Below are 23,452 nucleotides of genomic sequence, written 5' to 3' on the forward strand. Positions count from 1 at the left end.
CGGGCTGAGTAGCACAGGAAACCTGCGCGCTCAGCCTCTTTTACTATCTATCGGGTGCATTATGTACGATACTCGGTGAGCAGATGACCAGCCGGTCGGACCGATAACCTCCGGTCAGACAACCGCCGTCTTCGAACTCTTTCCGGCACTCTCGACCTCTTGTAGAAATTCTCCGACCAAACGGTCATACTCCTCCGGATTTTTGTAATAAGCCTCGGCATGGTCTGCATTGGGAGCCAGATAGAGCTTCTTCAGCCCTTGCTTAGCTTTAAACATGTCAATGCTCATTTGCGGGGGAATATACGTGTCTTCCTTGCCGTGTATGAAAAACATAGGCGTCGTCAAGCCATCCAAGTCCCGGATTGGCGAAATTTGCCGCAGCGACATGCCCGATCTCAGTTTGACGAATAAGTCGGCAATGAAAAGCAGAGGGAACTCGGGGAGCCCGTATTCCACTTTCAGGCGGTACGCCACCTGAGCGAAAAAGTCCGAGTAAGGGCAATCCAGAATATAGAACGCCGCCCGCGGATCGATCGCTGCATGCTGCAGAGCCGTCGCCGCTCCCATCGATTCTCCGAGAATGCCGACTTCGCTGTCCGCTCCGCATTTTTGCAGCACCCAGTCTGTGCACGCTTTGAGGTCCACCTTCTCATAATACCCGTATGTCGTATCGGTTCCCCCGCTTCTTCCGTGCCTGCGGTGGTCGTAGATCAGCACGTTATAGCCCCGTTTCAGAAACATATTCATATACTTCACGGAACCGTACAAAGAACTGGTCACTCCATGGGCGATAATTAAAGTTTTACGGGAACGCTCGACCGGAAAAAACAACCCGTACAGCTTGTAGCCGAAAGGCGATTGAATCGTTACCTCTTCTCTTGTAAGCGCGTCAAAAGCAGCCTTGTCAATCCGGCCCGCCGCAATTTCATCCCGCAGAATATTCTCGTTCGGGACGAGTTTGATTCTGATCACCAATCCGGAAAAATAAAAACCCACAATGGCCATCGCAATCAGCAGAACCGCTATAATCCACCATATCCAGCTCATGCATACACTCTCCTGCAGCTTTTCGCTTAAATTGCTGCGCCGAAGGCTTTCGGCACCTATCCCTCCACATCATATTCCAGATATTTCCCAAATACAAGAGAGCTTCCCAGCCGCTTTTTTGCGTCAAGATTTTTTTAAAAAAGATGTTTCAAAAGGCCGCTCCCGGTGTAAATAATATATGCGCGCTTTTGCAGACCATTATTATGTGTAAAAAAAGTCCTGCCCTTGGGGCTTTTTGCTATTTTAGGCGATGGATGTTCATTAAAAATTTACAATTGCAACTCCCACAAACCGGGCAGGCTCTTCGAATCATATGATGGGTCGCGTCAATCCGGTTGTGCCCGGTACCCAATTACCACCACATCAGTGATACATAATGGAAGCTCAGAAGAACATTAGCGTAGAACACCGCCGTAGTCTTTGACTAACAAGAAAAAAGATAAAGGAGGTGCTGGAAGGCATGAATTTCAACAACCTCGAAACTAATGAAATCTTGGATGACGAATGGGCATATCTTATTCTGCAGGCACGCAGTATGGGTTTTTCGATCGAGGAAATCCGCGTGTTCCTATGGGAAGCCTCGGCACAAGAGAAAACCGACCAGGAATCTGTCCTCTACAATTCTTAACCGGGCGTACATAAGGCGCAGTTTCCCCGTTGTTTTCAGTATGTCCGCGCCGCGTGAGCCGACCTTCTTCTTTCCCCTTGGCAGCTAAGGACGAGAGCTTGCAGAATATCCAGCCGGCGAGTTCTCGCCTTCAGGCATGGAATAAATCGGCTTAGGACAATTAGGCTGTCTGAAGACAGCCTAATTGTCCTATATTTTAACATATTTTTGTTGCAGTTATATTCCAAACTGGTACAATCGAACTATGGGACAAGAATATAAATGAAGCCGGAAACGGACTGCGGTCGGTACCAACCGGCTAAGATTCTAAGGCTTTAGCCATATGGAGTCTCACCGGTATCCGTATGGTTATGTTATCGAATTATTATTGAATTATTAAGGAACATCTGCACAAAAGCGCTATTTTTTGGTACAATGTTATTATTCTTAATTATTTATTTATTAACCCACGGTTCGATTCAGGAGGAGTAACAATGATTGGTAAACGGGTAAAACAGCTTCGCACCGAAAGGGGACTCTCTCTGACCGAGTTGGCCGAGAAAGCCGGTGTAGCGAAGTCTTACCTTAGCACGATAGAAAGGGACATTCAGTCCAATCCCTCCATTCATTTTCTCGAGAAAATATCCGAAGTTCTGCATGTGCCAATCGAGACGTTCCTACATACCCCTAAAGTAACTTCCTCTGAACTTGAATTGGATCCAGAATGGACTCAGCTTGTCCGCGAAGCGATGGCCTCCGGAGTATCGAAGCGCGAGTTCGAAGAATTTCTGGAGTATAATAGATGGAAAGCCAATCAAACGAAGTCTTGAGTAACGCAGAGCATCGCATATCTTATTGCAAAAGGGGCTGTTCCTTGTTAAGGAACAGCCCCTTTGTAAACCTTTCAAGCGTATCTCACACGCGGCCCTGCACCGGTCAGCGCATCAATTTGACTGGCTCACGGAAGAATTCTCTGCAGCCGTCCAATTTTGCTTCAGAATATAATAGCTATTCTTCAGACGCTCCGTGTAGCGCACCTCATTCCAAGGCGCCCATTTGTAAACCGGCAGCTTGGACACTGCAAAGGTGGAACCCGGTTCTCCCAATCCTTTGATTTCATGAGTCGCGACGTCTTCGATCCAAGGCACGAACCGAATTCCCTCCACTTGCTCGCTGGCGGGACGTCCGTCTTCTCCCGTCTTATAGCTCAGGGCCGTGAGCGAGCTGGGATCGGTGAATCCCAGCAGCATCCAGGGAATCCGCATCTCGATGACATTCCCTTTGGACTGCCACATGGTCATGGAATCCCCTGGTCCCGCCGTTCCTCTGCGAAGCTGTCCGACTTGGACGTCCTCAAACGGCCCGTACATTTTGGAGTCCGGCTGCTTCTGCTCAAGGTCGACAGCCAGCTTCCAAGGGCGGAACAAGCCGGAATCATCCTTCAATTCCTGATCCTGTACGGGAATCATGCCATACTTCCGTCCGTACAGCCGAAGGTGCGGATCATAGTTGGAAGCGACCGTAACCTGAGTCTCCTCGTCCTTGCCGAACGTGATCAGCGACTCCAAGCCTTCATCGAGCTTATGGCTGCCAAGCTCCTGGGAATGCTTGTTGCCGCCCTTCATCGTGTCTACGCCCAGCTGAATCCGCTGTTTGGCCGGATCGAAATTATCGGACAGTTCCACTGCCAGGTAGACATAGGCTTCGTCATGCGCAACCTGCATCGATTTTATGCCCGGCACATTCACATCCAGCTTCGTCTTGTCTTTCTTTGTCAACGAATTCCAGTCGTTCAAATCGCCGTCAATATGGATCAAATCCGCTTTGCTTGGATCGAGAGCCAATACGCCGAACATTTTCTCATTCGTCAGTACATTGAGCCAGTACTTTCTGCGCTCCGCGGGCTGCTCAAAGAACATGGTATTCCATGTCTTCTTGAACCACTCATCCTGCCAGGTAAACAGGATAGCGCCGGCATAATGCTGACCCGCGATGTGGTTATACAGGTCGGCGTCGATCTTACCCTGCTCTTTCTCGTCGTGACCCCCTTGGTCTCTGTTCAATGTCCCTTTATGGGCCATCCCTAGAGAAGAAGGCACTCCATATTCCGTGATCATGATCGGCATTCCTTTATGGTGCTGCTTCAACTGCTGTAAATACGCCAGGTAAGAATCCGCTTCTCCCTTTTGATTTTTGACCGTCTGCAGCGAAGCGTCCTTCCGGAAGAAGTCCGGGTAATACGGGTAAACGTGATAGGAGGCGTAAAGGCCTGCACTTCCTTCTTTGGCCGTCAGATGCATCGGGTCCACGCTGACGAGGTCCTCCTGGATGAGCGGCTCGCCCGGATGGGAAAGGGGATCCGTCGTTACCCAATCGGCAAAAGCCCATGGGTGCTGCCACCCCTGTTTCGTTTCCAATCCGGCCAATGTGTCCAGCATCTCGGCCAGCATAATCTCAAATGGCTCTGCCTCAGGCTTGGACTGGACATACTCGCCTTTATAAGGCTGCATCCCTTTATGCCTGTCGTTTGTGTTCTTCACCAAGAGCGGATCCCACTCGGTACCGACTATCCAGCCGGCCAGATAAGGTCCGGCATTCGCGGTATATTTGCCGCTCGCTTTACCGAACTTTGCGGGAACCGTCCCCGTGCCGTACACCGCCTGTACAGCATGGCCGATTTCATCCTTGAAATCTTGGCGCACATCAGGGGTCAGCGCGTCTTTCTCTTTATTAAACGCCTCTTCAGGCGACCATATTCCCTGGATAAAATACAAAGGCTTGCTTTCATGCTTGCGGTTATATTCAACCAAAGCCTCATAAAATTCAGGCTTCAGGATAGTATACACACGAATCGTATTGGCCCCCATGTCCTGGATCTGGGAGAACCATTTCAAATATGTCTTTTTGTCGATAGGCAGCTCCCCCGGATCATGTCCGGGAAGAGCTGCGCCCAAATTGACGCCCTTTACGAAAAAAGGCTTCCACTGTTGATTTTCATATACTTCGACATTTTCCGCTTGAGAACGGAATTTAATAAGCGTGCCGGAATCGAGCTGCATGCTTTCCACCTTTTTAGGCGGCCAATAATACCAGGTGAGAGCGCTGATTACAAGAACGGACAGCCCGATCGTCATCCAACTCAATGAATTTTTTCCCTTGGATCTCATACCATCTCACCTTCTAAGCCGGAGGCCTTTTAATTTATTAATCTTCTTATTCTAGCCTCGAGCTCTACAGGAGAATAAGGCTTTTTCACATAATCGGCGGCGCCCAAATCGAGGCAAATACTTACGTCTTCCTCCAGGCGGTGATCCGTCAGCACCATAACCTTGCTGTTTAATTCCTCGTTCTTGCGGATGCTGCGAATGATATGAAAGCCGTCATAGACCGGCAGCGACAGCTCCGTAATCACCACATCGGGTTCCAGCGACTCCGCAAGCCTGAGTCCTTCTTCGCCGTCAACCGCGGTGTGCACTTCATACCCTCTCATCTGCAGGCGCATATTGAGGATTTCTCCCGAATCGGGGTCGTCGTCGATGATCAGGATCGTAGCGGGCTTCACTTCATCCATCGCTTGATGGTAGATGACGATTTCCCTGGCCTCCGAGGGCGACAGCTTGCCCATCATATCCGCGAAGCTCTCCTGGCTCCACTCTGCGGATCCGTCGTCGCTGGTGATGACCATTGAGCTGTTGAGCCATGCGTTATTGTCCATTAGACCCTTATAGAACAATGCCAGCCGATGGGTTTCGCTCAGCTTCTTTCCTTCCAGCAAAATGCCCAGCATGCCGGAATCCCGGTCATACAGGTAATGGGCTTTCAACGAAGGGTCTTCCAATCCGGCCAAGGTTTCCAGATCCTGCAGATCCTCCGACTGGAGGCCGCATTGTGACAGGATCAAACCATAAGAGTCCGCACTGCCGATGTTCCGGATGTTCTCAATCGTATGAAAAAGTGCGCCAGTTTTATTTACCTTCGAATCGATCTGCATAATCATTATCCATTACTCCCCTATCCTGCTTGATTTGTCATGGCCTGCGGCTTAAGGCCCGCCGCTTGAACGGGAACGTCCTCATTCCAGCTTTTGCGTTCCATAACGCCCCATGTTTCTTTATTGCGGATGTAGTCCACATGCCCGAGAAATTTCCACCAGTTGTTCAATTGGTCATACCCGAAGGACATCAGGACCGAATAAAGCATCAGCTTGGCCAGATGTGAGCCTTTCGGGAACCGGTTGAAAGCCATCTCTTCAATAATGAGCGCTCCGCTGCTGAACAGGATGCCAAGAAGCATATTGATGCCGATAAACATAAGGATAATGTCCAGATTGCTCATATCCATCAGAAAATACCCCAAAAGGGCGATATACCCGGTCAGCTTCAAATAGGGGGCCAGCGTTTCGAAAAATATCGTGTACGGCAGCGACAGGAATCCCAGCGCCTTGTACTTGGGAATAAAAAGCATATGGCGGAACAACAAGATGTTCTTCAGGTTCCCCCGGCTCCAACGTCTGCGCTGGCTGGCAAGAATCTCCAGCGAATCCGGCGCCTGTGTCCAGCAGATCGCATCCGGGCAGAACAGAATGCGGTAAGGCTCATTGCGCTCAAGCATATATTGATGAAGCTTGAGAATGACATTCATGTCCTCTCCCGGAAATCCGCCTCCATACCCGCCGACCTTCAGCAAATAATCTTTACGGAACAATCCGAACGCCCCGGATACGATGACCAAGCCGTTCACCGCGCTCCAGCCGATCCGGCCGCCGAGAAACGATCTCAAATATTCAATGCTTTGGAACAAGGGAAGAATCTTTTTCGGCAAATTCACTTGCTTCACGATCCCGCCTTCAACCAAACAGCCGTTGGCGACGCGCACATTGCCGCCGATCGCAATCGTCTCGTCCGGGCTTTCCATATACGAGCGGGCCAGCCTCAGCAGCGCGTCCTTCTCCAGCAGCGAATCAGCGTCAATCGTACATACCAGAGGATGGCGGGACAGGTTTATACCGACATTCAATGCGTCCTCTTTACCGCCGTTGTCCTTGTCGACGACGATCAGCTTGGGATATGCCGGATTGACATACACCGCTTTGACCGGTTTCGCCTTCAACGTATCCTTAACGGAATAATGCGAAATTGAAGATAAATCATATTCGTCGATCAGCTTTTGCAAAGTGCCGTCCTTCGAGCCGTCGTTTACGACAATGACCTCATAATTCGGATACTGCAGCGTCAGCAGAGAACGCACGCTTTCCAGAATCGTCAGCTCCTCATTATAAGAAGGCACCAGAATCGAAACCGGCGGCACATGCTCAGAGCCCGACATTTCCCGGAACTTCGAGAACAGGAAGCTGTTCAGCATCGACCAGACCTGCCTGTGGGACAGCAGCAATATTACAGTGTAGATGATATACACGGCAAACACCGAGCACATCGCAAAAAGCGCGTAATATAACAGAAAATCCTTCATCTTGTCCTCCTTTCTAAGAGCTTAGCCTATCGACTTCAGTTAAAAGCGGAGTTTCCTCCCGGAAAAACTGTTTATAAATATGCAGCTGCATATTATATTGGAGAGCATTGTCAAGATTGTCGCTCATCAGCTGATCCCGCTTCATTTGTTCATGGATCATTTCAAGCGCCATATCCGATGACGGCAAAGGATTCTCCGCGGCAGCCACTTCGCACAGTGCCTTAAAGCCCGCTTCCTCCAGCTGCAGCAGACTTTGGGCCGCATTAAAGCGAACGATCCCGTTAGGGTCCTCCAAACACGACTTCAGAAGCTCTGTAAAAAAGGGATTTCCCGACGCGCCCGCCGCTTCCACAGCTTCAGCGCGTATCTCCCAATCTTCATGCCTCAGCCATATTGGAATATGCGGCACAGCCGCGGAGCTGTCCTGACGGATACATGCCTGCACCGCCTTCAGCCTCAGGTCCTTGTCCTCTGAATCCGATAACCGGATCAAGCGGTCCAACACCTCGGGTTCGGTGCGTCCTTTCATGCCGGTCAGGGCGATTTTCTGCAGGTAAGGATCCTGCTCGTTCAGTAAATCTATATACAGCGGAGAAAGATCCATCCAGGATTCTCCGAGAATATCGACAATCAGCTCATAGTTGTTTTTACGGTGCTTGGCCAGAATGTTGACCATTTCTTTAAGATGGGGAATGACAGCGGCGCTTTTGGCCACCGATCTGGCAATCACAAACAGGGACGAACCGAATTTCTCCTTATCCAGTAGCTTTAACAGCTCCGGCACGGTTTCCTCCGTCCTCATCACACCCAGACGGTAAGCCGCGGCAATTCTCGCTCCACGGTAAGGGTGGGTAAGCCGCTCGATGTCCTTTTGGGCAAATCCAAGCTGTCTGCACACATCGGCCAGCTTCGCCCGGCCTGTGCCCCTTATATCCTCAATCCACTGAAACAGCTTCTCCTGTATGACTTTTTTCTCCAAGGAAGAGAGGGTTCCGTACGGCACCCCAAGATCGTCGTTATCGTCCAGATGGGCAGCGAGATAAGCAAAATAATCTTTATGCCTGGTCAGCACTTCCTCCGTCCGCCGCTCGTTCCGGGCTTTTCTCATGCGCAGCGCAGCCAGTAAGGCAATTGCGGCCACAATCATCACCGCCAGCACATACAGGATATCCGCCGTTTCTTTTACATGGTCGGCCACCAATGATTCCTCCTCCACATATGAATTTCACTCCGTTACAGCAAATCTCCCAATCCGTCGGTTGTTCTCTCTGTCTCTCTGACTAGCTCTTGCTTGTCCATATGGCACATCCATGTGTTCAATATATCGAACAAACAAGGCCTTATGTACACTGCAGCCAACCGTCTGTGCTCCCGGGCCCATTCCGGCACCCAACCGATTACTCGGCCCTTGCGAACCTTTCAGATTGTTCTATCAACACAATCCCGATTTAAGTATAGGTCAATGAAAGGAGTTTTGAAAACTCTAAAAATTTGGGATTTGTTCCATTTACAGAACAATTTCCAACGTTTTTCTCCCAAATCCCGCCAAATCCTCATAATGTTGTGACTTTATAGCGAACGATTCGTTCTATATAATGAATAACTGGAGAGCTGCATACTATTTGAAAGGATGGTAAACCAATGAATTTACGCAACACCGAAATCCCCGTAAAAGAGAGAGAACTCAGCGGGGCAGCCGGCGCAGCCTATGCACTTGTATCTTTCTTTGCGCTGATGCGGCCGAAGCAGTGGACCAAAAACCTGCTCGTTTTCGCCGCGCTCATTTTCTCGATCAAGGTATCCAATATGGATATGCTATGGAAATCCGTGATCGGCTTCTTGCTGTTCTGTCTGGTGTCCAGCTGTGTGTATGTCCTTAACGATTATATGGACAGGGAGGCCGACCGCGAGCATCCGGAGAAGAAACACCGCCCGCTCGCATCAGGCGCACTCAACCCTCATCTCGCTTTGGCGGCCGGGGGCGTCATCCTCACCGGGTGTCTGGCCACGGCGTTTGCGTTTAACCCGTTGTTCGCGCTGGTACTGGCCGTTTACTTCTCTATGAATGTAGCTTACTCGATCAAATTGAAGCATGTCGTCATTTTTGACATTTTAATCGTAGCGGCCGGGTTTGTCCTTCGTGCGGTAGGCGGCGGCCTTGTCATAAACGTTCCGTTTACGCCCTGGTTCCTGATTTGTACGATGCTGCTGGCTTTGTTCCTGGCGGTAAGCAAAAGAAGGCACGAGCTGTATCTGCTCCAAAACAACAAAGGCTCTCACCGCAAGGTGCTTGATTTTTACTCTATGGAAATGCTGAACCAACTGAACAGCATCGTCACCACTGCCACGATCATTTCTTACGCGCTGTTCACCTTTACTTCGGGGCATTCCATTCAATTGATGTGGACTCTCGTATTTGTCATCTACGGGGTGTTCCGGTATTTGTACCTGATCCATATGGAGGACCGCGGCGGCAAGCCCGAAAAGGTGCTGCTTGAAGACAAGCATATTCTTGCGACCGTCATGCTCTACGCTTTGTGTGTCGTCCTGATTTTATTCTACTTCGGTTAACCACTACAACTGCGGGGAAGGAGGAGAAGTAATGAAGTTCCTTTTGCTGGCGGCATCCATCCTACTGGGAACGTTAGGCCAGATCCTGATGAAATGGGGCATGGAAGCTCCGAAGCCGATCCTCGCTAATGCAGGGCCGCTGCTCCGGACCTTCAGCTCCTGGCCTGTGCTCGCAGGATTGTTCTCCTACGGGCTGAGCTCTCTTTTCTGGTTGATGACTCTCAAAAGAATGGCGCTCAGCACTGCTTATCCGATGGTCAGCCTCAGTTATATCCTGGTCATGGCCGCGGGCTGGTTCCTGTTTCAAGAAGCGGTAACGGCGCCAAAAATGGTCGGGGTCGGCTTAATTATGGCGGGAGTATTGTTTATTTCAAAATCGTAAATTCGCGTCACCGTATTTCAGTAATGGAGGAGAATCATGCAATTACACAGCTTTATTTATGCTATCATTCCCTTTTTGGCCTGGTTCCTCTCCGGCGCCCTTAAATTTATGTTCAACTCCATCCGCTACGGCAGTGAAGCGAAAAACCATATCGGCAACGGTGGGTTTCCAAGCACACACACCTCGGTTATTTCTTCCATCACGATGCTCATCGGATTTACCCAGGGTTTTGACACTGCGTTATTCGGGCTTGGCGCGGCATTCACTTTCATAGTGATCATCGACGCTACGGGAGTCCGGCGTGCGGTTGGGGAATCAGCCAAGCACATCAACAGCCTGAACCGCAGGATGGAATCCGGCGAAGCCGTTATACTCCGCGAAAAACAAGGACATACGAGAGCGGAGGTGCTGGGCGGTCTGGCAGTAGGTACGCTCATCGCCTGGGTAGGATCACTGTTCATCACGTTATTTTAAATGAAGGAGAGAGTGAAGTGAATAACCGAATCAATCTGAGACAAACCAGCCTTTTGCTAGGAATGACGGCACTGATATTTATAGCTTCCATCTTTGTCGTCTCATCGCTGCTGTTCCTTGCGGGAGTTCATATCACGCCTTTTCATCTGCCGATTGCTCTGCTTGTGACTATGCTGTTTACGTGGTTCGCCGGACGGACCTATTTCCCGGATCACAAGATTAAGGCGCTTGCCGCGGTATGGATCGGCTTCGCCGCTATGTTCTTCCTTTTCCTGTGGATCAGCGGCCAGTTCTACGACTTGTCCTATGACGGGCAAACCTACCACCAGGAAGCGATCATCCATCTCAAAAACGGTTGGAATCCAGTGTACGACGCCCCTCTGAAGCTTGGAACCGGGCAGGACATCTGGATCAACCATTACGCTAAAATGGCGGAAATTTGCGCGGCGTCGCTCTATACGCTTACAGGCCATATCGAGCTGAGCAAAATGTTCAACCTGCTTCTTATCGGCGGATCCTTCTTCATATCGCTCGCCGCGCTGCTTTATATGAACGAAGCGAAAAAGGCACGCGCGTTTGCGGTTGCTCTTCTGCTCGCTTTAAACCCCGTCTCCATCTACCAAAGCTTCGGCTTTTATGTGGACGGTCAGCTGGCATCGCTGCTTTTGTACATGCTGGCCTTGGGTTATTTAGTGTTCAAATTGTCGGACAAGTGGACGATCACCGTATTCTGCGCGGCCCTGATCCTGACCGTGAACAATAAATTTACGGCTGTCGGTTATGCCGGCGTGCTGTGCATCGGACTTCTCATTTCGCTGTACATGGCAGAAAAGTTCAAGCTGATGAAGCGCATAATGGTGCTTGGTCTGGCCAGCGCAATAGCTGGTGTGTTTATTCTGGGGTTCAATCCCTACACCACGAATGTAATCCGCCACGGCCATCCTTTTTACCCTTTAGCGGGACAAGGCTCCAGAGACGTCGTGGAATCCTTCACGCCCAAAAGCTTTTTCGCCATGAATCGTGTCCAGAGCATGGTGATCTCCAACCTTTCTCCGACCGATTACAATTCGACGACCAATGCAGGTCCGGAGCCCAAGATCCCGTTCACGGTGTCAAGCAAAGAGCTTCGTCCTTTCTCGGAGCCCGATGTGGCGATCGCCGGATTCGGTCCCCTGTTTGGCGGGGCCCTGCTGGTGACGGTGCTGGTCCTCCTGCTCCTTATGAGGATCAATCTCACCAGGGCGCTCATTCTGGCCGGAGTGCTCGCCGTACTGCTTGTGTCGGTACTCATTAATCCGGCGGCCTGGTGGGCGCGGTATGTCCCGCAGCTCTGGGCGGTTCCGCTCCTGTGCGCATTTGTCGGGTTAGGCGTCGATAAAATGAAATGGGTAAAAGGCGTCTCCTGGGCGCTTGTCGCGATACTTGCCGTCAATGTCGGGCTTGTGGCCCGATCGTATGTCAACAGCCAGCACGCCTGGAGCCAGGAGCTCAAGCAGCAGCTGGCCACCCTGCAAAATGCGAAACAACCGGTGGCCACCGACTTCTCTTACACCTGGTCCAACCGCGTACGTTTTGAAGAAATGGGCATCGCGTATAAGGAAGTGAAGGAAGGCCTGACCTGCGCCGATGCGAAGACGCTCGTCCGCTCAGGCACGCAGGTGTGCTCTGCCGGTACTCCTATGGCATCGAAGAAATAAAAAATCCCGCGTACGGTTGTACGCGGGATTTGTGCTTGAGGCGAGAAACAATCAGGGGCTCCAACAGGCTATAACGGATTCCGTCCGCTGTTCAAACTGTGTTCTCTTATTATATTTAGCGGAATGAACACAGTTTGAAAGGCGGAACGTGAACTCTACATCCGTTATACCTGCCTCCGCCCAGGGTTTCTCGACCGCCAAAAACCCCGCTGCCAAAGTGAAGTGACCCCAAAAAGTTAGACACTATTTAGTTATGCTGCCTTCAAGGCATGAGTTCGGTACTGCACTGGGCTCATGCCTTTTAGTTTTGTCTTAATTCGTTTGTGATTATAGTAGTTGATGTATTTTTCTAGTTCCACTTTGAACTCTTCAATACTCTCGAATTCCTGTGTATATAAGAATTCGGATTTTAAGATGCCAAAGAAATTTTCGACAACGGCATTATCGTAACAATTTCCTTTGCGTGACATACTTTGAGTAATCCCTCGTTCCTTTAACGCCTGTTGATACTTACGCATTTGGTAATGCCAGCCCTGATCGGAATGAATCAGAAGTGTATCGGCTTCATTCAAACGTTCAAACGCTTGGTCCAGCATCCTGGACACAAGAGAATAGACTGGGCGAGAATCAATGGTATACGTAATAATTTCCCCGTTGAATAAATCCAACATAGGTGAGAGATATAGCTTCTCGCCAAATAGATGGAATTCAGTAATGTCCGTTACCCATTTCCGATTTGGTTTTGTTGCATGAAAATCTCGATTTAGTATATTAGGTGCGATTTTACCGACGTTCCCTTTATATGAACGATATTTTTTCATTCGAACTGTACATTTCAACCCAAGTTCACGCATAATGCGCTGCACCTTTTTATGGTTTACTAGGTGCCCTTCATTGTGCAGTTCATCTGTAATACGACGATAACCATAACGACCCTTGTGTTCATGATAGATGGCTGTAATGCGGGCTTTTAAGTCTGCATCTTTATCTCGTCGACCAAGTGTACTTACCCAGTAATAATACGTGCTACGTGGAATCTGAGCCAGTTGAATGAGTGAAGTAATGGGGAATTCTAGCCTTAGTTCAAATATTACTTGCGCTTTGTCTTGCTTCGTGATTTTTCCTTGTTTTGAACTAAGGCATTCAACTTTTTTAGGTAGGCGTTCTCCATTCGAAGACGCTCTAATTCTGCTTGTAGTGCTTCGACCGAACCTTCAACTTGAGTCGATTTCTTTGTTTCTTTTTTCATGGATGGACGCCCCTTTTTCTTTGGTTCTAGGGCGTCTTCACCTCGTTCTTCCAGAACTCTTTTCCACTGTAGAATGGTCGCAGGCGCTGGAATGTTATAAGTCGCGGCGGTTTCTAAAAGAGACGTCCCTGATTCGTTCATAAAATTCAGTACGTCCATTTTAAACTCTTTTGAATAGGTTGTATACCTTGTGACCAAGCCTTCCATGCCATGCGCTTGATAAAGGGACACCCATTTTGCAACAGATTTGTGATCCACGCCTATACGTGCTCCAATTTCCCTATACGATTCTTTCCCTGTCAAATAAGCTTGTACTGCTTGGAGCTTCTCTTCCGCACTAAATTTACCCATAAAAAAACTGCACCTCCAACTGTTAGTGGTGTCTAACAATTGGGGTGCAGTTCAAAGGCACGCGGGGTTTTTAAAGCAACAGCATGGCCCAACGCGCAGCCCACAGCTGCGCGGGCCATGCTAAACAAGCGCCGCACGGGCACTTAGCCCGCCTTCCTGTTTGCCAGCAGCAGCATGGCAAAAGAGATAACAATAATAGACATTGCCGAGTACCCGGCCAAGGCCATGTTGCCCGACTCCACCGCTATGTAAATGGCTGTAGGAACCGTCTGCGTTTTTCCGGGAATATTTCCTGCCACCATCAAGGTCGCCCCGAATTCCCCCAAGCTTCTTGCGAATCCCAATATATACGCCGACACAAGGGAACGCAGTGCGAGTGGAATCGTCACAAACCGAAGCACCTGCCGCTCATTGGCCCCCATGGACCGCGCAGCATCCTGCAAATCTTTGTCAACCCCGGCGAAACCGGTCTTTACGGTCTGATAAACCAGCGGAAAAGCTACCACAACGGCCGCCATCACGGCAGCCCACCACGTAAATACGAGGGACTGGTGAAAAAGCCGCTCGACTCCGCTGCCAATCCAGCTTTTCCGGCCAATGATCAGCAGCAAAATAAACCCTACCACCGTTGGCGGCAGCACCAAAGGAAGCAGGAATAGAGTTTCCAGCAACGTTTTCCCCGAAAACCTTCTATTAGCCATAAACCATGCCGACAAAATCCCCACAAAAAACACAATGAAACTGGAAAGAAGAGCTATCTTCAGAGACAACAATATCGGCCAAATAAAGTCCTTTGACTCCAATATGAGCATCGTTATTTATGGGCCAGCGTAAATCCGTACTTTACGAAAATATCCTGAGCCGGTTTACTTAGCAAATATTGATAAAACTCCTGTGTCTCTTTCGCATGCTTCGTAGACTTGATAATTCCCATCGGGTACTCGATCGGCTTGTAACTCTTAGGGTCCACGGTAAAAGCGGCCTTTACTTTGGAAGAAGTCAGCGCATCCGTTTTATACACAAAACCGGCCTCGACGTTCCCTGTCTCAACATAGGTTAACACTTGGCGGACATCCTTGGCCAAAACCAGCTTGGGCTGCAGTTGATCCCATATCTTGTAGTAGGATAAAGCATCCCTTGAGTAGCTTCCTGCGGGAACCGTGTCGGGCTGACCGATCGCCAGCTTGTTGATCTCCGGCTTGGTTACATCCTCAATCCCGCTCAACGGCGTTTTCGAATCTGCCGGAATTACAACTACAAGCTCATTGGTAAGCAGGTTCGTTTGCCCGCTGTTATCGATCAGTTGTTTATCGACCAGCGCCGTCAACTGCTTCTTGCCTGCCGATATAAATAAATCTGCCGGAGCTCCCTGTTCGATTTGCTGCTGCAGCGTACCGGACGACCCGAAATTAAATGTCAATTTGACATTGCTGTGTTCTTTCTCATACAGGCCTTGAATTTCCTTCAAACTATCGGTTAAGCTGGCTGCCGCAGAAACCGTTAATTCCACGTTTTCCTGCCGGGTTTGCGTCGGACTCGCGTTTTTACCCGGTTTCTCCGCCTGCCCCCCTGCTGAACATCCTATGGAAAATATTAGAAACAAAAAACCAACCAGCCCTGCCCATTTCCTGAACATTTTTTCCTCCCCTTCCTTAACAGTAGTTATTCTACCATACAGGGATTAATTATTAAATATAACCTGTTATATTTAATTATAACTAATTATCACACAATACCTGAGAGTTTATGATGATCTTTTATTAACAAGATATATCCATTTCGGATATAATAGAGTTGAAGGCGGTGGGCAGATTGTCTAACGACGTATCCTACACAACAGAGGAAATTGCAAGAATACTGAAAATATCCAAGCTGACAGTCTATGATCTCATTAAAAAAGGGGAACTGCCATCCTATCGCGTCGGAAGACAAATGAGGGTCGATGCAGCGGATTTGGAAGCATATAAAGCCAAAGCCAAAGGCGAAAGCCGAGCCTCCCTCCAACTTTACCCGTCTACAGCCTTATCGCACGACAGCAATAACGCAAGGACAAGCACTATTGTGATAACCGGGCAAGACGCCAGCCTGGATATTTTGGCCAAGCATATTGAAAAACGTTCAAAAGCCTACCGGCCGCTTCGCTCCTACACGGGAAGCATGGATAGTTTAATTGCAATGTATCAGGGCGAGGCGGATATCGTCAGCACTCACTTATTGGATGGCGACACCGGGGAATATAATGTACCTTATATCCGGAGAATACTCACAGGCTTTCCCTACACTATCGTAAATCTGGTTTGCCGCTCAGCGGGAATTTACGTTCGGAAAGGAAACCCCAAGCAGATTCATTCATGGAGTGACTTTGGAAAATCAGGCTTAAAAATGGTGAATCGGGAAAAAGGAGCAGGTGCACGCGTACTGCTTGACGAACAGCTGCGCATTCATCGAATCTCTTCCATGGAATTGGAAGGGTATGAAACACAGGAATCCAGCCATTTGGCAGTTGCGGGGAAAGTGGCCAGCGGAGAAGCAGACGTCGGGGTAGGCATCGAAAAAGCGGCGTATATGGTGGGGGTTGATTTTATCCCGCTTATTCAAGAACGTTACGACCTTGTGATGCTTGAATTGCCCGAGAACAGGGAATGGGTCGATCTCGTAAAACAGATCCTGCTGTCTGATTCTCTGAAGCGCGAACTGCATTCTATCGGAGGCTATGATCTGTCGCAAACAGGTAAAATTATGCACGCGGCCTACTAGACGGGAAGAACACCCCTAAACAAAAGGGACTGTTGACAGCATCGTGAGTTGTCAACAGTCCCTTTATTGCAGCGGGGGATTGTTCTAGCGCGAAAGAAGCGCGCGCCAGCCTGCGTAATCGTGCACGGCGTAACCGGCATAGCCGAGGTGGCCGTTCAAAGTGCTGTCTACAACCGACAGCTCCTGCTGCATCTTGGCGGCACCCGGCTCATAAAAGCTCAAATAGGAAGCCTCCGTGTTGCGCAGCGTCTCGACTCCGACCACAATCTGCTTGCCCAGTTGGTCAGACGAGGCAATTTCCTCCTTCACCAGGTCCAGGATCCCGCCTTCACCGGCTGCAAAATTGCGATACGACATTAAGGCAGCTTGGTCCAGCTGTCCGATCATCCATTCGTGAAGCTTCTGGTTGTTTGCGGCGCCCGGTACGTAAAGAGTGTCCAACCAGAACGGAAGCGCCGCCGAAGCCGTAAGGCCGGATGCTTTTCTTGTTTCGTCGACAAAAAGCGTGATGGCATCCATCCAGTTTTGAATCATTCCATTGCGGTCCGTATTCCATTCGGGGAGCAAATACGGTTCGATATCCATTTGCACACCTGCGAACTTCTCTCCCTCAGCCGCTCCCGCGTTATAAGCCCGGACCCAATCCACTGTTTTCGTAATGTTTGACCGCTGCTCCGAGAGTACCCAATGCGGATCACCGCTCAGCGCATACACTTTTGTACCGGACAAGCCCAATTCCTGAATGAACGCTTTATAAGAAGCCGCGTCTATCGAGGGATCGATTTGCAAATAAAGCAGATTGACTCCATTCGTTTTCATAAAAGTAACAACATTGACTTTCTCCCTCACGATGAGGCCCGTATCCCAGAGCCAGTTGGCCTTCCATCGGGGAGCGTTCGCCGGCAAAGCCGTCATAGCCGTAGTTCCTCCTGCTCCTTGCGCGTAAACGACCGCTTTCGAAGGGGCGCCCATACCTGCGCTTGCAAAAACACTTGACACTACCAACGCCGCTGCCAATAGGTGCTTCATCTTACTCAAAGTTTACTTCATACTCCTTCTCTTCGCTTCTGCATTGCCAGTCGAGCGGGCGGTTCGATCATCGTTTTAAGCAGGCACTTTCTTAGCCGGTGTGCTCTCCTCTACGCGCGCGTCCTTTCCGTTTTTTCTTGCCTTTGCAGGAGTTACTCATTATTATGGACAACTCATATTATATTCGCCCGTTGGTATATTCTGCCATAGTCATGTACTACCAAAAATACTAACTTGCCATTGTCCTAATGGACTATCCCGGCCCTTTTTTCAGTATACTAATACCTATTTATTGTGAAAAAACGTTTAATTTACGCCATCAATGCGAATGCCCGGAATTATGTTTTTTATTTACTCGATCTGCGGCACGATGGTATTATGAAATGGAATCGCTTGGATATTCGAAAAAAGCATGAGGAGGATCGTACATATGCTGCAGAAAGCCTGGAAGAGGAGATCCTCGTGGGGCGGATATTTTTTATGCGTGCTTGGATTGCATGTGATTGGATTGTTGGGGTTAATCTCTGCAGCTCCGGGGAACCCCGCTTTCTGGGGACTCGGCGCTTTGGCCTATTCTTTCGGGCTGCGGCACGCTTTCGATATTGACCATATTGCCGCTATAGATAATACCGTGAGAAAACTGATCCAGCAAAAGAGGAACCCGTTGGGAATCGGATTTTATTTTTCGCTGGGACACTCCTCTGTCGTTTTTCTTATGGTGCTCGCGATAGCGCTTTCTATGAAATGGGTGCAGAATGAGATGCCTCAGCTCCAGGAAATCGGAGGCGTTATTGGCACCACGGTGTCCGGCAGCTTTTTGATTATTATCGGCTTGGTCAACCTGGTCGTTTTATTCAATCTTTATCAAGTCTTCCGCAAAATGAGAACAGGCCGGTTTAAAAATGAGGAGCTTGAAGAGCTGCTCAATTCCAGAGGGCTGCTTGCCCGAATGATTATGCCCATGATGAAATTTATCGGACGGAGCTGGCATGTATATCCGCTTGGATTCTTGTTCGGGCTCGGCTTCGACACCGCTACTGAAGTAGGATTATTGGCGATTTCCGCCGGGGCGGCCAAAAGCTCGGTTTCCGTGTTCGGAATCATGTGCCTCCCGTTCTTGTTTGCCGCTGGCATGAGCTTGATGGACACAGCGGACGGCATGTTTATGACAACGGCTTACCGCTGGGCTTTTTCCACCCCGATCCGCAAAATTTATTACAACGTCACCGTAACCTCCATATCTGTCATCGCCGCTTTATTTATAGGAGCAGTTGAACTTCTGCAGGTGCTGACTGACAAGCTGAATCTGCAGAGCGGTTTTTTCCGGTGGGTGGGGAACCTCGACTTTGGTAATTTGGGTTATATGCTTGCGGGATTATTCGCGGCGGCCTGGATTCTTTCCGTAACCGTATGGAAGGTCATGAAAGTTGAAGAACGCTACAGCTCGATGTGAAAATTACCGATTTTTGCTTACCATACTTTTTTTACAGAAAAGCTGCAGTTAAACAAAAAGCACCCATACCTAACATCAGGTATGGGTACCACTCACCGTAAAGGCGAAGAAGAAGTTTGCATTTAATAGCAGCGCATTAATTAAAATTAGTTTCCATAAGTGCTGCCTGTAACCGTGGCAGAGCCGGAAGGAACGCCGACAACCACATTCATATCTTTCAAACGATCCAACAAAGTAGCTGCCTCGGCACGGCTAAGGGTGTTGTCCGGATTGAACCGGCCTTGGTCATCACCTTGGATAAGACTGTTTTGCACGGCAGTAGCTACATAAGGACGAAGTACGGCTGCAATATTATCCGCATCCTTGAATTTACTGTGAAGCAACTGATCAGCAGCGCCGGCATCCATCAATTGAATGGAGGCATTCACTTTCATCAGCACTTTGACAAGAGTAACCGTTACGTCTTGTCTTTGGGCTCCTTCCGCAGGTAAGAAGTCGTAGCCGCCATTAAGGTCTTTGTAAGCATCAAAATAATCTTTGGTAGCTTCTACGACATTATAAGACCAACGTTTTGCCGGTACATCATTAAAATCTTGCGTTGCAGATGTGTTTTTCAAGTGAAACATTCTTGTTACCATTGCGGCGAATTGTTCGCGGGTCACGTGCTGGTCCGGATTGAAGTGTTGGTTTTCGTCCCCCTCCAGGATGCCTTTGCTCACTAGATCTCTTATGTATTTTTCTGCCCAATGTCCGCCGATGTCCACCAAATTAATGTTGAGGTTGTTTTCCACTTTAATGCTGTTATCGATTTTGACATGATTGTGGTTTCCTTTGACATTAACATTCCCGTTCTTCTCGGCTGCGAAGGCCGGTATAGCGGAGAGAGATAAAATAGAGAAAACTGATACGGTAGCCAAAAGCTTTTTCATAGTCATCATCCTTTGTATGGTTTTTATTTCCTACACCATTTAATTCGGAAGAACTATATTGGATTGTGAGGGTAACTTAATGGAGTTAAATATTATTATTTTATTAAGGGTAGAGGAACAGGCCGAACGCCCCCTTTTTGTTCGTTATAATGAACAATTTGACCTATATAATGTAAAGTTTTATGGGCAAATTTCATCATATTTTAACGAATTTAATGACGTTTGTATGATTCTCATCCACGGAATTCAAATTTAAAATAGAGATTGTATGAGCCGGCCGGCTTTAAGAACAAAAATTAGGAGAGATGTTTTTCATGAAAACGTGGACGTCACTGACTGCGGTCGCAGTAAGTTTCTTTTGGCTGACGGGACTCGCTCCCGCTTCCGCAAAAGATGCGCAGCAGCCAGCATCAATGGTTGATATGGCACAAAATTACCCGGTTTATGTAAAACAGAGCGGTCCATCAGACAAACGCCAGGTAGCCCTCACTTTCGACGATGGGCCTGATATCGAATATACTCCCCGTGTCTTAGACGTGCTCAAGGAACAAAATGCTAAAGCCTCTTTTTTTCTGATCGGCGAGCATTCAGAGGCTCATCCGGAGCTTGTAAAACGCATCATCAGCGAAGGACACGACATTGGCAACCACACATACGACCATCCCAGCTTGCCGTCTCTGCCCGCCGCCCAGTTCCAGAACGAGATTTTGGATACGGGAAAACTGTTGAAAAGAATCAGCGGGCATGACCCTCTTTTATTCCGTCCGCCTTACACACGCATAACTGAAGACCAAGTGAAATGGCTGGCAGAGCAAAAGATATACACCATCGGCTGGAACGTTGATACCCAGGATTGGAAGCAAATTCCTGCCAATTTGGTAGAGAGTAAAGTGTTTGACCAAATCAAGCCGGGTGCAATTATTATCATGCATTCCGCCTCCCCCGATGGTGCAGCGAATTTATCCTCCACGGTCGAGGCTCTTCCCCGCATTATAAAAAGGTTGAGAGACCAAGGGCTCGAGCCTGTAACCGTTTCTCAGCTATTGGGTATTCCGGCTTACGCAGATGACAATAGTGCCAGTCCTATCTCAAATGAAACTGTGAAGGAGCCATCTAAAACTAAAGAAAGCGCGAAGGTGACCGACAGTGTATATGGCACCGGCAAACCCGAATCACCGAAAGTTGATATAAAGCTCGATTCGGAAGAGTACAGTGTCGTTGTCGGGGAAACATTGGATACAGCAGTCACCTCGTTAAATGGAAGTAAGAAAGTGGACGTAACAAGAGACAGTACATATTCAATCGCGGACCCGACAATCGTGTCAGTGGACAGTATGGGGAACATCAAAGGCTTAAAGCGTGGAGTAACGGTGTTAACGGCAACATACAACAACACCAAGGCAGCGGCAAAAGTATACGTGTATTAAGCTTTATGCTTTCCTGGCTGGTTTGTGCTCAAAGTTTTTGAATGAAGGATCCGTCATGCGGATCCTTCATTTTTCTGATTCCGGAATGTCATCCGGTATCTTTCAAGGCTTTTTTATATTTTGTTCGGATAATCACGGGTATAGGTACCGGCGGATATCGGCAATGAATGCAAAATCAGCTCCGTAAGCACTGTCGTTCTCGACAGGTAAGATCTTTTTCACACGAACGAACGTAGTTTTTTTCTTGTCGATAGTTTCTATTGCAGAATTGCCAAACGTCTTAATTTTATTTAACACTGTCTGCGGAAAACCAGGCGCATTCAAATCCAATGTATTGTATATTTCGTTGTACCATGGCAATAGATTTCTTTTAATAATCAACCTTTTCATTCTTGCGTCCTCCTGAGGGGTATCTTCCGGGCGAGGGTGAACCGCAAAAGGTCCTCATCCGATGTTAATAATTTTAATCTTTTAGCTTCAGCATAGATAAGTGATTTATGACTTCTTCTACAAAGGTCAAGGTTTGTCGTACTGCATGGTCTTCATTTTCGAATTGATTGTGGGCCACGATCATTCTTACTCCCCGTAGATCCCTAATTACGGCATTTAGATCTCTGATCCCTTTCTGGCTGCTAACTTCCATAATCCTCCTCCTTAATCGAAGCGATGGGTTCGCTGGTTTCACCATCAGTCTAAGGGATATTAGCCATGTCCTGATAGGGACAATATCCTATTTTACAGTGCTTTGGGCGCTGCGTTACTTGGACAAAAGAAATAGGAGCCGCCGCATGGCAACTCCTACCCTTATATAATAACTGATATTTCTGAAAACAAACAGACTAGTAATATTTCTATGCTGGACTATAATGTAGACGTTCAAAAAAATAATCGTTGGAGGTAATTAGAGTGGCGAAACCTAGGGATTTAAAGTTTAGGCGAAGTGGAGGATGGTATCTATGAGAGTCGGATCTGCGCGAACAGCGGCAGCTGAGTGGGTCATGCAGCACGCAAGCCGGGAGGCCGGGTTCGGGGGGGCGTATTTCAGCGGCTCGACGATAGGGCTGCCTGATGATGCGGAATTGTCGGCGGCCTCCGATATCGACGTCGTAATCGTGACCGCGGAGGCCGAGCCCCCGCGGAAGCTTGGCAAGTTCGTCTACCGCGGCACGCTGGTCGAGGCCACTTATCTGTCCTGGAGCCAGCTCGCTTCGGCCGAGGAGGTTCTGACGTCATATCACCTGGCAGGCAGCTTCCGAGTGGACACCATCATCTCCGACCCCACCGGATATCTGCGCAAACTGCAAACAGAGGTGTCCCGCCACTTTGCTGAGCTGCTGTGGGTCCGTCGCCGATGCGAGAACGTTCGGCAGAAGATCGAGAACGGGCTGCGGGGCATCGACACCTCCGCGCCGTGGCACGACCAGGTGATGGCGTGGCTGTTCTCCACCGGCGTGACTACGCACGTACTCCTCGTGGCCGCCTTACGAAATCCCACCGTTCGACGCCGCTATCTGGCCGCACGTGAAGTGCTTAAAGAATACGGCCACAGCAGCCTCTACCCGGACCTGCTGAACTTGCTCGGCTGCGCTGATCTAACCCCTCAGCGCGTCGAACATCATCTCGACGAACTCGCCCGAACATTCGACGCCGCTGCAGCAGTAGCTAAGACTCCGTTCTTCTTCAGCACGGACATCACCAGCGCAGCTCGTCCTATTGCCATCGACGGAAGCCGTAAACTAATCCATGATGGCGACCACCACGAAGCGGTGTTCTGGATCGTGGCGACCTTTGCACGCTGCCACAAGATTCTGGCTGCAGACGCCTCATCGGACTTGCAACGTGAACTCGCTCCAGCCTTTGATGCTATCGTCGCTGACTTAGGCATAACGTCTACCGGGGACCTCATCCGTCGAGGCGAGGAAGTCATCCAGTTTTTACCCACACTCTGGGAGACCACTGAGTCGCTCCTGATCGCCAACCCGGCCATTGTCGCCAAGTAGCACAGTCGTT

Annotated in this window: 22 protein-coding genes; 10 read left to right on the forward strand and 12 right to left on the reverse strand. The window is 49.1% G+C overall.

Features of this window, described 5'->3' with window-relative positions; genetic code table 11:
* Positions 1 to 114: 114 nt before the first annotated feature.
* Positions 115 to 1,047 carry an alpha/beta hydrolase gene (locus ACZ5N7_RS12270; RefSeq protein ID WP_464654499.1) on the reverse strand — a complete coding sequence of 311 codons (933 nt, stop codon included), beginning with the start codon at positions 1,045 to 1,047 and terminating at the stop codon, positions 115 to 117.
* Positions 1,048 to 1,507: 460 nt separating this feature from the next.
* Here ACZ5N7_RS12270 and ACZ5N7_RS12275 point away from each other — a divergent pair, with 460 nt between their 5' ends.
* Both ACZ5N7_RS12275 and ACZ5N7_RS12280 read left to right on the forward strand, forming a co-directional pair.
* A complete protein-coding gene (locus tag ACZ5N7_RS12275) occupies positions 1,508 to 1,675 on the forward strand; it encodes an anti-repressor SinI family protein (RefSeq protein WP_464654501.1) in 168 nt (55 codons plus the stop codon).
* A gap of 473 nt (positions 1,676 to 2,148) precedes the next feature.
* On the forward strand, positions 2,149 to 2,484 hold the full coding sequence (locus ACZ5N7_RS12280; RefSeq protein ID WP_464654503.1) for a helix-turn-helix domain-containing protein: 336 nt from the start codon (positions 2,149 to 2,151) through the stop codon (positions 2,482 to 2,484).
* 114 nt (positions 2,485 to 2,598) lie between these two features.
* Here ACZ5N7_RS12280 and ACZ5N7_RS12285 read toward each other — a convergent pair whose 3' ends face one another.
* The 4 genes from ACZ5N7_RS12285 to ACZ5N7_RS12300 are packed head-to-tail and all read right to left on the reverse strand — an operon-like array spanning position 2,599 to position 8,321.
* Positions 2,599 to 4,821: a hypothetical protein gene (locus ACZ5N7_RS12285; protein WP_464654505.1), complete on the reverse strand. Its 2,223-nt coding sequence runs from the start codon at positions 4,819 to 4,821 to the stop codon at positions 2,599 to 2,601.
* A gap of 29 nt (positions 4,822 to 4,850) precedes the next feature.
* Positions 4,851 to 5,651 (reverse strand): response regulator transcription factor, encoded by an 801-nt coding sequence (locus tag ACZ5N7_RS12290; protein ID WP_464654507.1) that lies wholly within the window; start codon positions 5,649 to 5,651, stop codon positions 4,851 to 4,853.
* 14 nt (positions 5,652 to 5,665) lie between these two features.
* Positions 5,666 to 7,123, reverse strand: a complete 1,458-nt coding sequence (locus ACZ5N7_RS12295; RefSeq protein ID WP_464654509.1) for a glycosyltransferase family 2 protein — start codon at positions 7,121 to 7,123, stop codon at positions 5,666 to 5,668.
* A 13-nt stretch (positions 7,124 to 7,136) separates the two neighbouring features.
* Positions 7,137 to 8,321: a HEAT repeat domain-containing protein gene (locus tag ACZ5N7_RS12300; protein WP_464654511.1), complete on the reverse strand. Its 1,185-nt coding sequence runs from the start codon at positions 8,319 to 8,321 to the stop codon at positions 7,137 to 7,139.
* A 443-nt stretch (positions 8,322 to 8,764) separates the two neighbouring features.
* On the opposite strand from ACZ5N7_RS12300, the gene ACZ5N7_RS12305 reads away from it, so the two are divergent.
* Genes ACZ5N7_RS12305 through ACZ5N7_RS12320 form a run of 4 tightly spaced genes read left to right on the forward strand, consistent with a single transcriptional unit; the run spans position 8,765 to position 12,247 of the window.
* Positions 8,765 to 9,694: a decaprenyl-phosphate phosphoribosyltransferase gene (locus ACZ5N7_RS12305; RefSeq protein ID WP_464654513.1), complete on the forward strand. Its 930-nt coding sequence runs from the start codon at positions 8,765 to 8,767 to the stop codon at positions 9,692 to 9,694.
* A 31-nt stretch (positions 9,695 to 9,725) separates the two neighbouring features.
* Positions 9,726 to 10,076: an SMR family transporter gene (locus ACZ5N7_RS12310; protein WP_464654515.1), complete on the forward strand. Its 351-nt coding sequence runs from the start codon at positions 9,726 to 9,728 to the stop codon at positions 10,074 to 10,076.
* Positions 10,077 to 10,112: 36 nt separating this feature from the next.
* Entirely contained in the window at positions 10,113 to 10,550 is a 438-nt protein-coding gene (locus ACZ5N7_RS12315) for a divergent PAP2 family protein (RefSeq protein ID WP_464654517.1), read from the forward strand.
* Positions 10,551 to 10,567: 17 nt separating this feature from the next.
* On the forward strand, positions 10,568 to 12,247 hold the full coding sequence (locus ACZ5N7_RS12320; protein WP_464654519.1) for a hypothetical protein: 1,680 nt from the start codon (positions 10,568 to 10,570) through the stop codon (positions 12,245 to 12,247).
* Between the two features lie 251 nt (positions 12,248 to 12,498).
* Here the strand turns inward: ACZ5N7_RS12320 and ACZ5N7_RS12325 are convergent.
* From ACZ5N7_RS12325 to modA, 3 genes are all read right to left on the reverse strand, one after another.
* Positions 12,499 to 13,847 (reverse strand): IS3 family transposase gene (locus ACZ5N7_RS12325; RefSeq protein ID WP_464654521.1). Its coding sequence is split into 2 segments (ribosomal slippage): positions 12,499 to 13,403 and positions 13,403 to 13,847, totalling 1,350 coding nucleotides; the frame shifts between segments, so codons are not numbered across the junction.
* Between the two features lie 143 nt (positions 13,848 to 13,990).
* A complete protein-coding gene (gene modB / locus ACZ5N7_RS12330) occupies positions 13,991 to 14,659 on the reverse strand; it encodes a molybdate ABC transporter permease subunit (protein WP_464654523.1) in 669 nt (222 codons plus the stop codon).
* Between the two features lie 2 nt (positions 14,660 to 14,661).
* On the reverse strand, positions 14,662 to 15,483 hold the full coding sequence (modA, locus tag ACZ5N7_RS12335; protein ID WP_464654525.1) for a molybdate ABC transporter substrate-binding protein: 822 nt from the start codon (positions 15,481 to 15,483) through the stop codon (positions 14,662 to 14,664).
* Between the two features lie 176 nt (positions 15,484 to 15,659).
* Here modA and ACZ5N7_RS12340 point away from each other — a divergent pair, with 176 nt between their 5' ends.
* Entirely contained in the window at positions 15,660 to 16,604 is a 945-nt protein-coding gene (locus ACZ5N7_RS12340; RefSeq protein ID WP_464654527.1) for a substrate-binding domain-containing protein, read from the forward strand.
* Between the two features lie 84 nt (positions 16,605 to 16,688).
* Here the strand turns inward: ACZ5N7_RS12340 and ACZ5N7_RS12345 are convergent, their stop codons facing one another.
* The gene (locus ACZ5N7_RS12345) at positions 16,689 to 17,642 is read right to left on the reverse strand and encodes a hypothetical protein (protein ID WP_464654528.1); all 954 of its coding nucleotides are present in this window, start codon (positions 17,640 to 17,642) and stop codon (positions 16,689 to 16,691) included.
* Between the two features lie 421 nt (positions 17,643 to 18,063).
* On the opposite strand from ACZ5N7_RS12345, the gene ACZ5N7_RS12350 reads away from it, so the two are divergent.
* Complete coding sequence (locus ACZ5N7_RS12350) at positions 18,064 to 19,086, forward strand: HoxN/HupN/NixA family nickel/cobalt transporter (RefSeq protein ID WP_464654530.1); 1,023 nt, start codon at positions 18,064 to 18,066, stop codon at positions 19,084 to 19,086.
* A 146-nt stretch (positions 19,087 to 19,232) separates the two neighbouring features.
* Here the strand turns inward: ACZ5N7_RS12350 and ACZ5N7_RS12355 are convergent, their stop codons facing one another.
* A complete protein-coding gene (locus ACZ5N7_RS12355; protein WP_464654531.1) occupies positions 19,233 to 20,015 on the reverse strand; it encodes an S-layer homology domain-containing protein in 783 nt (260 codons plus the stop codon).
* Between the two features lie 314 nt (positions 20,016 to 20,329).
* Between ACZ5N7_RS12355 and ACZ5N7_RS12360 the strand changes: the two genes are divergently transcribed.
* Positions 20,330 to 21,442: a polysaccharide deacetylase family protein gene (locus ACZ5N7_RS12360; protein WP_464654533.1), complete on the forward strand. Its 1,113-nt coding sequence runs from the start codon at positions 20,330 to 20,332 to the stop codon at positions 21,440 to 21,442.
* A gap of 132 nt (positions 21,443 to 21,574) precedes the next feature.
* On the opposite strand, the gene ACZ5N7_RS12365 is transcribed toward ACZ5N7_RS12360, so the two are convergent.
* Both ACZ5N7_RS12365 and ACZ5N7_RS12370 read right to left on the reverse strand, forming a co-directional pair.
* Entirely contained in the window at positions 21,575 to 21,832 is a 258-nt protein-coding gene (locus ACZ5N7_RS12365; RefSeq protein WP_464654535.1) for a hypothetical protein, read from the reverse strand.
* A gap of 73 nt (positions 21,833 to 21,905) precedes the next feature.
* The gene (locus ACZ5N7_RS12370) at positions 21,906 to 22,085 is read right to left on the reverse strand and encodes a hypothetical protein (protein WP_464654537.1); all 180 of its coding nucleotides are present in this window, start codon (positions 22,083 to 22,085) and stop codon (positions 21,906 to 21,908) included.
* Between the two features lie 313 nt (positions 22,086 to 22,398).
* On the opposite strand from ACZ5N7_RS12370, the gene ACZ5N7_RS12375 reads away from it, so the two are divergent.
* Positions 22,399 to 23,442, forward strand: coding sequence for a hypothetical protein (locus ACZ5N7_RS12375; protein WP_464654539.1), 1,044 nt, complete (start codon positions 22,399 to 22,401; stop codon positions 23,440 to 23,442).
* Positions 23,443 to 23,452 lie beyond the last annotated feature (10 nt).

Source organism: Paenibacillus sp. JCM 18996 (genome assembly GCF_055392555.1).

What these genes read in the sequence shown, in the direction of transcription:
- ACZ5N7_RS12280 (WP_464654503.1), top strand. Translation starts at nt 2,149, where the DNA reads ATGATTGGTAAACGGGTAAAACAGCTTCGCACCGAAAGGGGACTCTCT.
- ACZ5N7_RS12310 (WP_464654515.1), top strand. Translation starts at nt 9,726, where the DNA reads ATGAAGTTCCTTTTGCTGGCGGCATCCATCCTACTGGGAACGTTAGGC.
- ACZ5N7_RS12365 (WP_464654535.1), bottom strand. Translation starts at nt 21,832, where the DNA reads ATGAAAAGGTTGATTATTAAAAGAAATCTATTGCCATGGTACAACGAA.
- ACZ5N7_RS12270 (WP_464654499.1), bottom strand. Translation starts at nt 1,047, where the DNA reads ATGAGCTGGATATGGTGGATTATAGCGGTTCTGCTGATTGCGATGGCC.
- ACZ5N7_RS12315 (WP_464654517.1), top strand. Translation starts at nt 10,113, where the DNA reads ATGCAATTACACAGCTTTATTTATGCTATCATTCCCTTTTTGGCCTGG.
- ACZ5N7_RS12295 (WP_464654509.1), bottom strand. Translation starts at nt 7,123, where the DNA reads ATGAAGGATTTTCTGTTATATTACGCGCTTTTTGCGATGTGCTCGGTG.
- modB (WP_464654523.1), bottom strand. Translation starts at nt 14,659, where the DNA reads ATGCTCATATTGGAGTCAAAGGACTTTATTTGGCCGATATTGTTGTCT.
- ACZ5N7_RS12370 (WP_464654537.1), bottom strand. Translation starts at nt 22,085, where the DNA reads ATGGAAGTTAGCAGCCAGAAAGGGATCAGAGATCTAAATGCCGTAATT.
- ACZ5N7_RS12305 (WP_464654513.1), top strand. Translation starts at nt 8,765, where the DNA reads ATGAATTTACGCAACACCGAAATCCCCGTAAAAGAGAGAGAACTCAGC.
- ACZ5N7_RS12355 (WP_464654531.1), bottom strand. Translation starts at nt 20,015, where the DNA reads ATGAAAAAGCTTTTGGCTACCGTATCAGTTTTCTCTATTTTATCTCTC.
- ACZ5N7_RS12360 (WP_464654533.1), top strand. Translation starts at nt 20,330, where the DNA reads ATGAAAACGTGGACGTCACTGACTGCGGTCGCAGTAAGTTTCTTTTGG.
- modA (WP_464654525.1), bottom strand. Translation starts at nt 15,483, where the DNA reads ATGTTCAGGAAATGGGCAGGGCTGGTTGGTTTTTTGTTTCTAATATTT.
- ACZ5N7_RS12350 (WP_464654530.1), top strand. Translation starts at nt 18,064, where the DNA reads ATGCTGCAGAAAGCCTGGAAGAGGAGATCCTCGTGGGGCGGATATTTT.
- ACZ5N7_RS12290 (WP_464654507.1), bottom strand. Translation starts at nt 5,651, where the DNA reads ATGATTATGCAGATCGATTCGAAGGTAAATAAAACTGGCGCACTTTTT.
- ACZ5N7_RS12275 (WP_464654501.1), top strand. Translation starts at nt 1,508, where the DNA reads ATGAATTTCAACAACCTCGAAACTAATGAAATCTTGGATGACGAATGG.
- ACZ5N7_RS12375 (WP_464654539.1), top strand. Translation starts at nt 22,399, where the DNA reads ATGAGAGTCGGATCTGCGCGAACAGCGGCAGCTGAGTGGGTCATGCAG.
- ACZ5N7_RS12285 (WP_464654505.1), bottom strand. Translation starts at nt 4,821, where the DNA reads ATGAGATCCAAGGGAAAAAATTCATTGAGTTGGATGACGATCGGGCTG.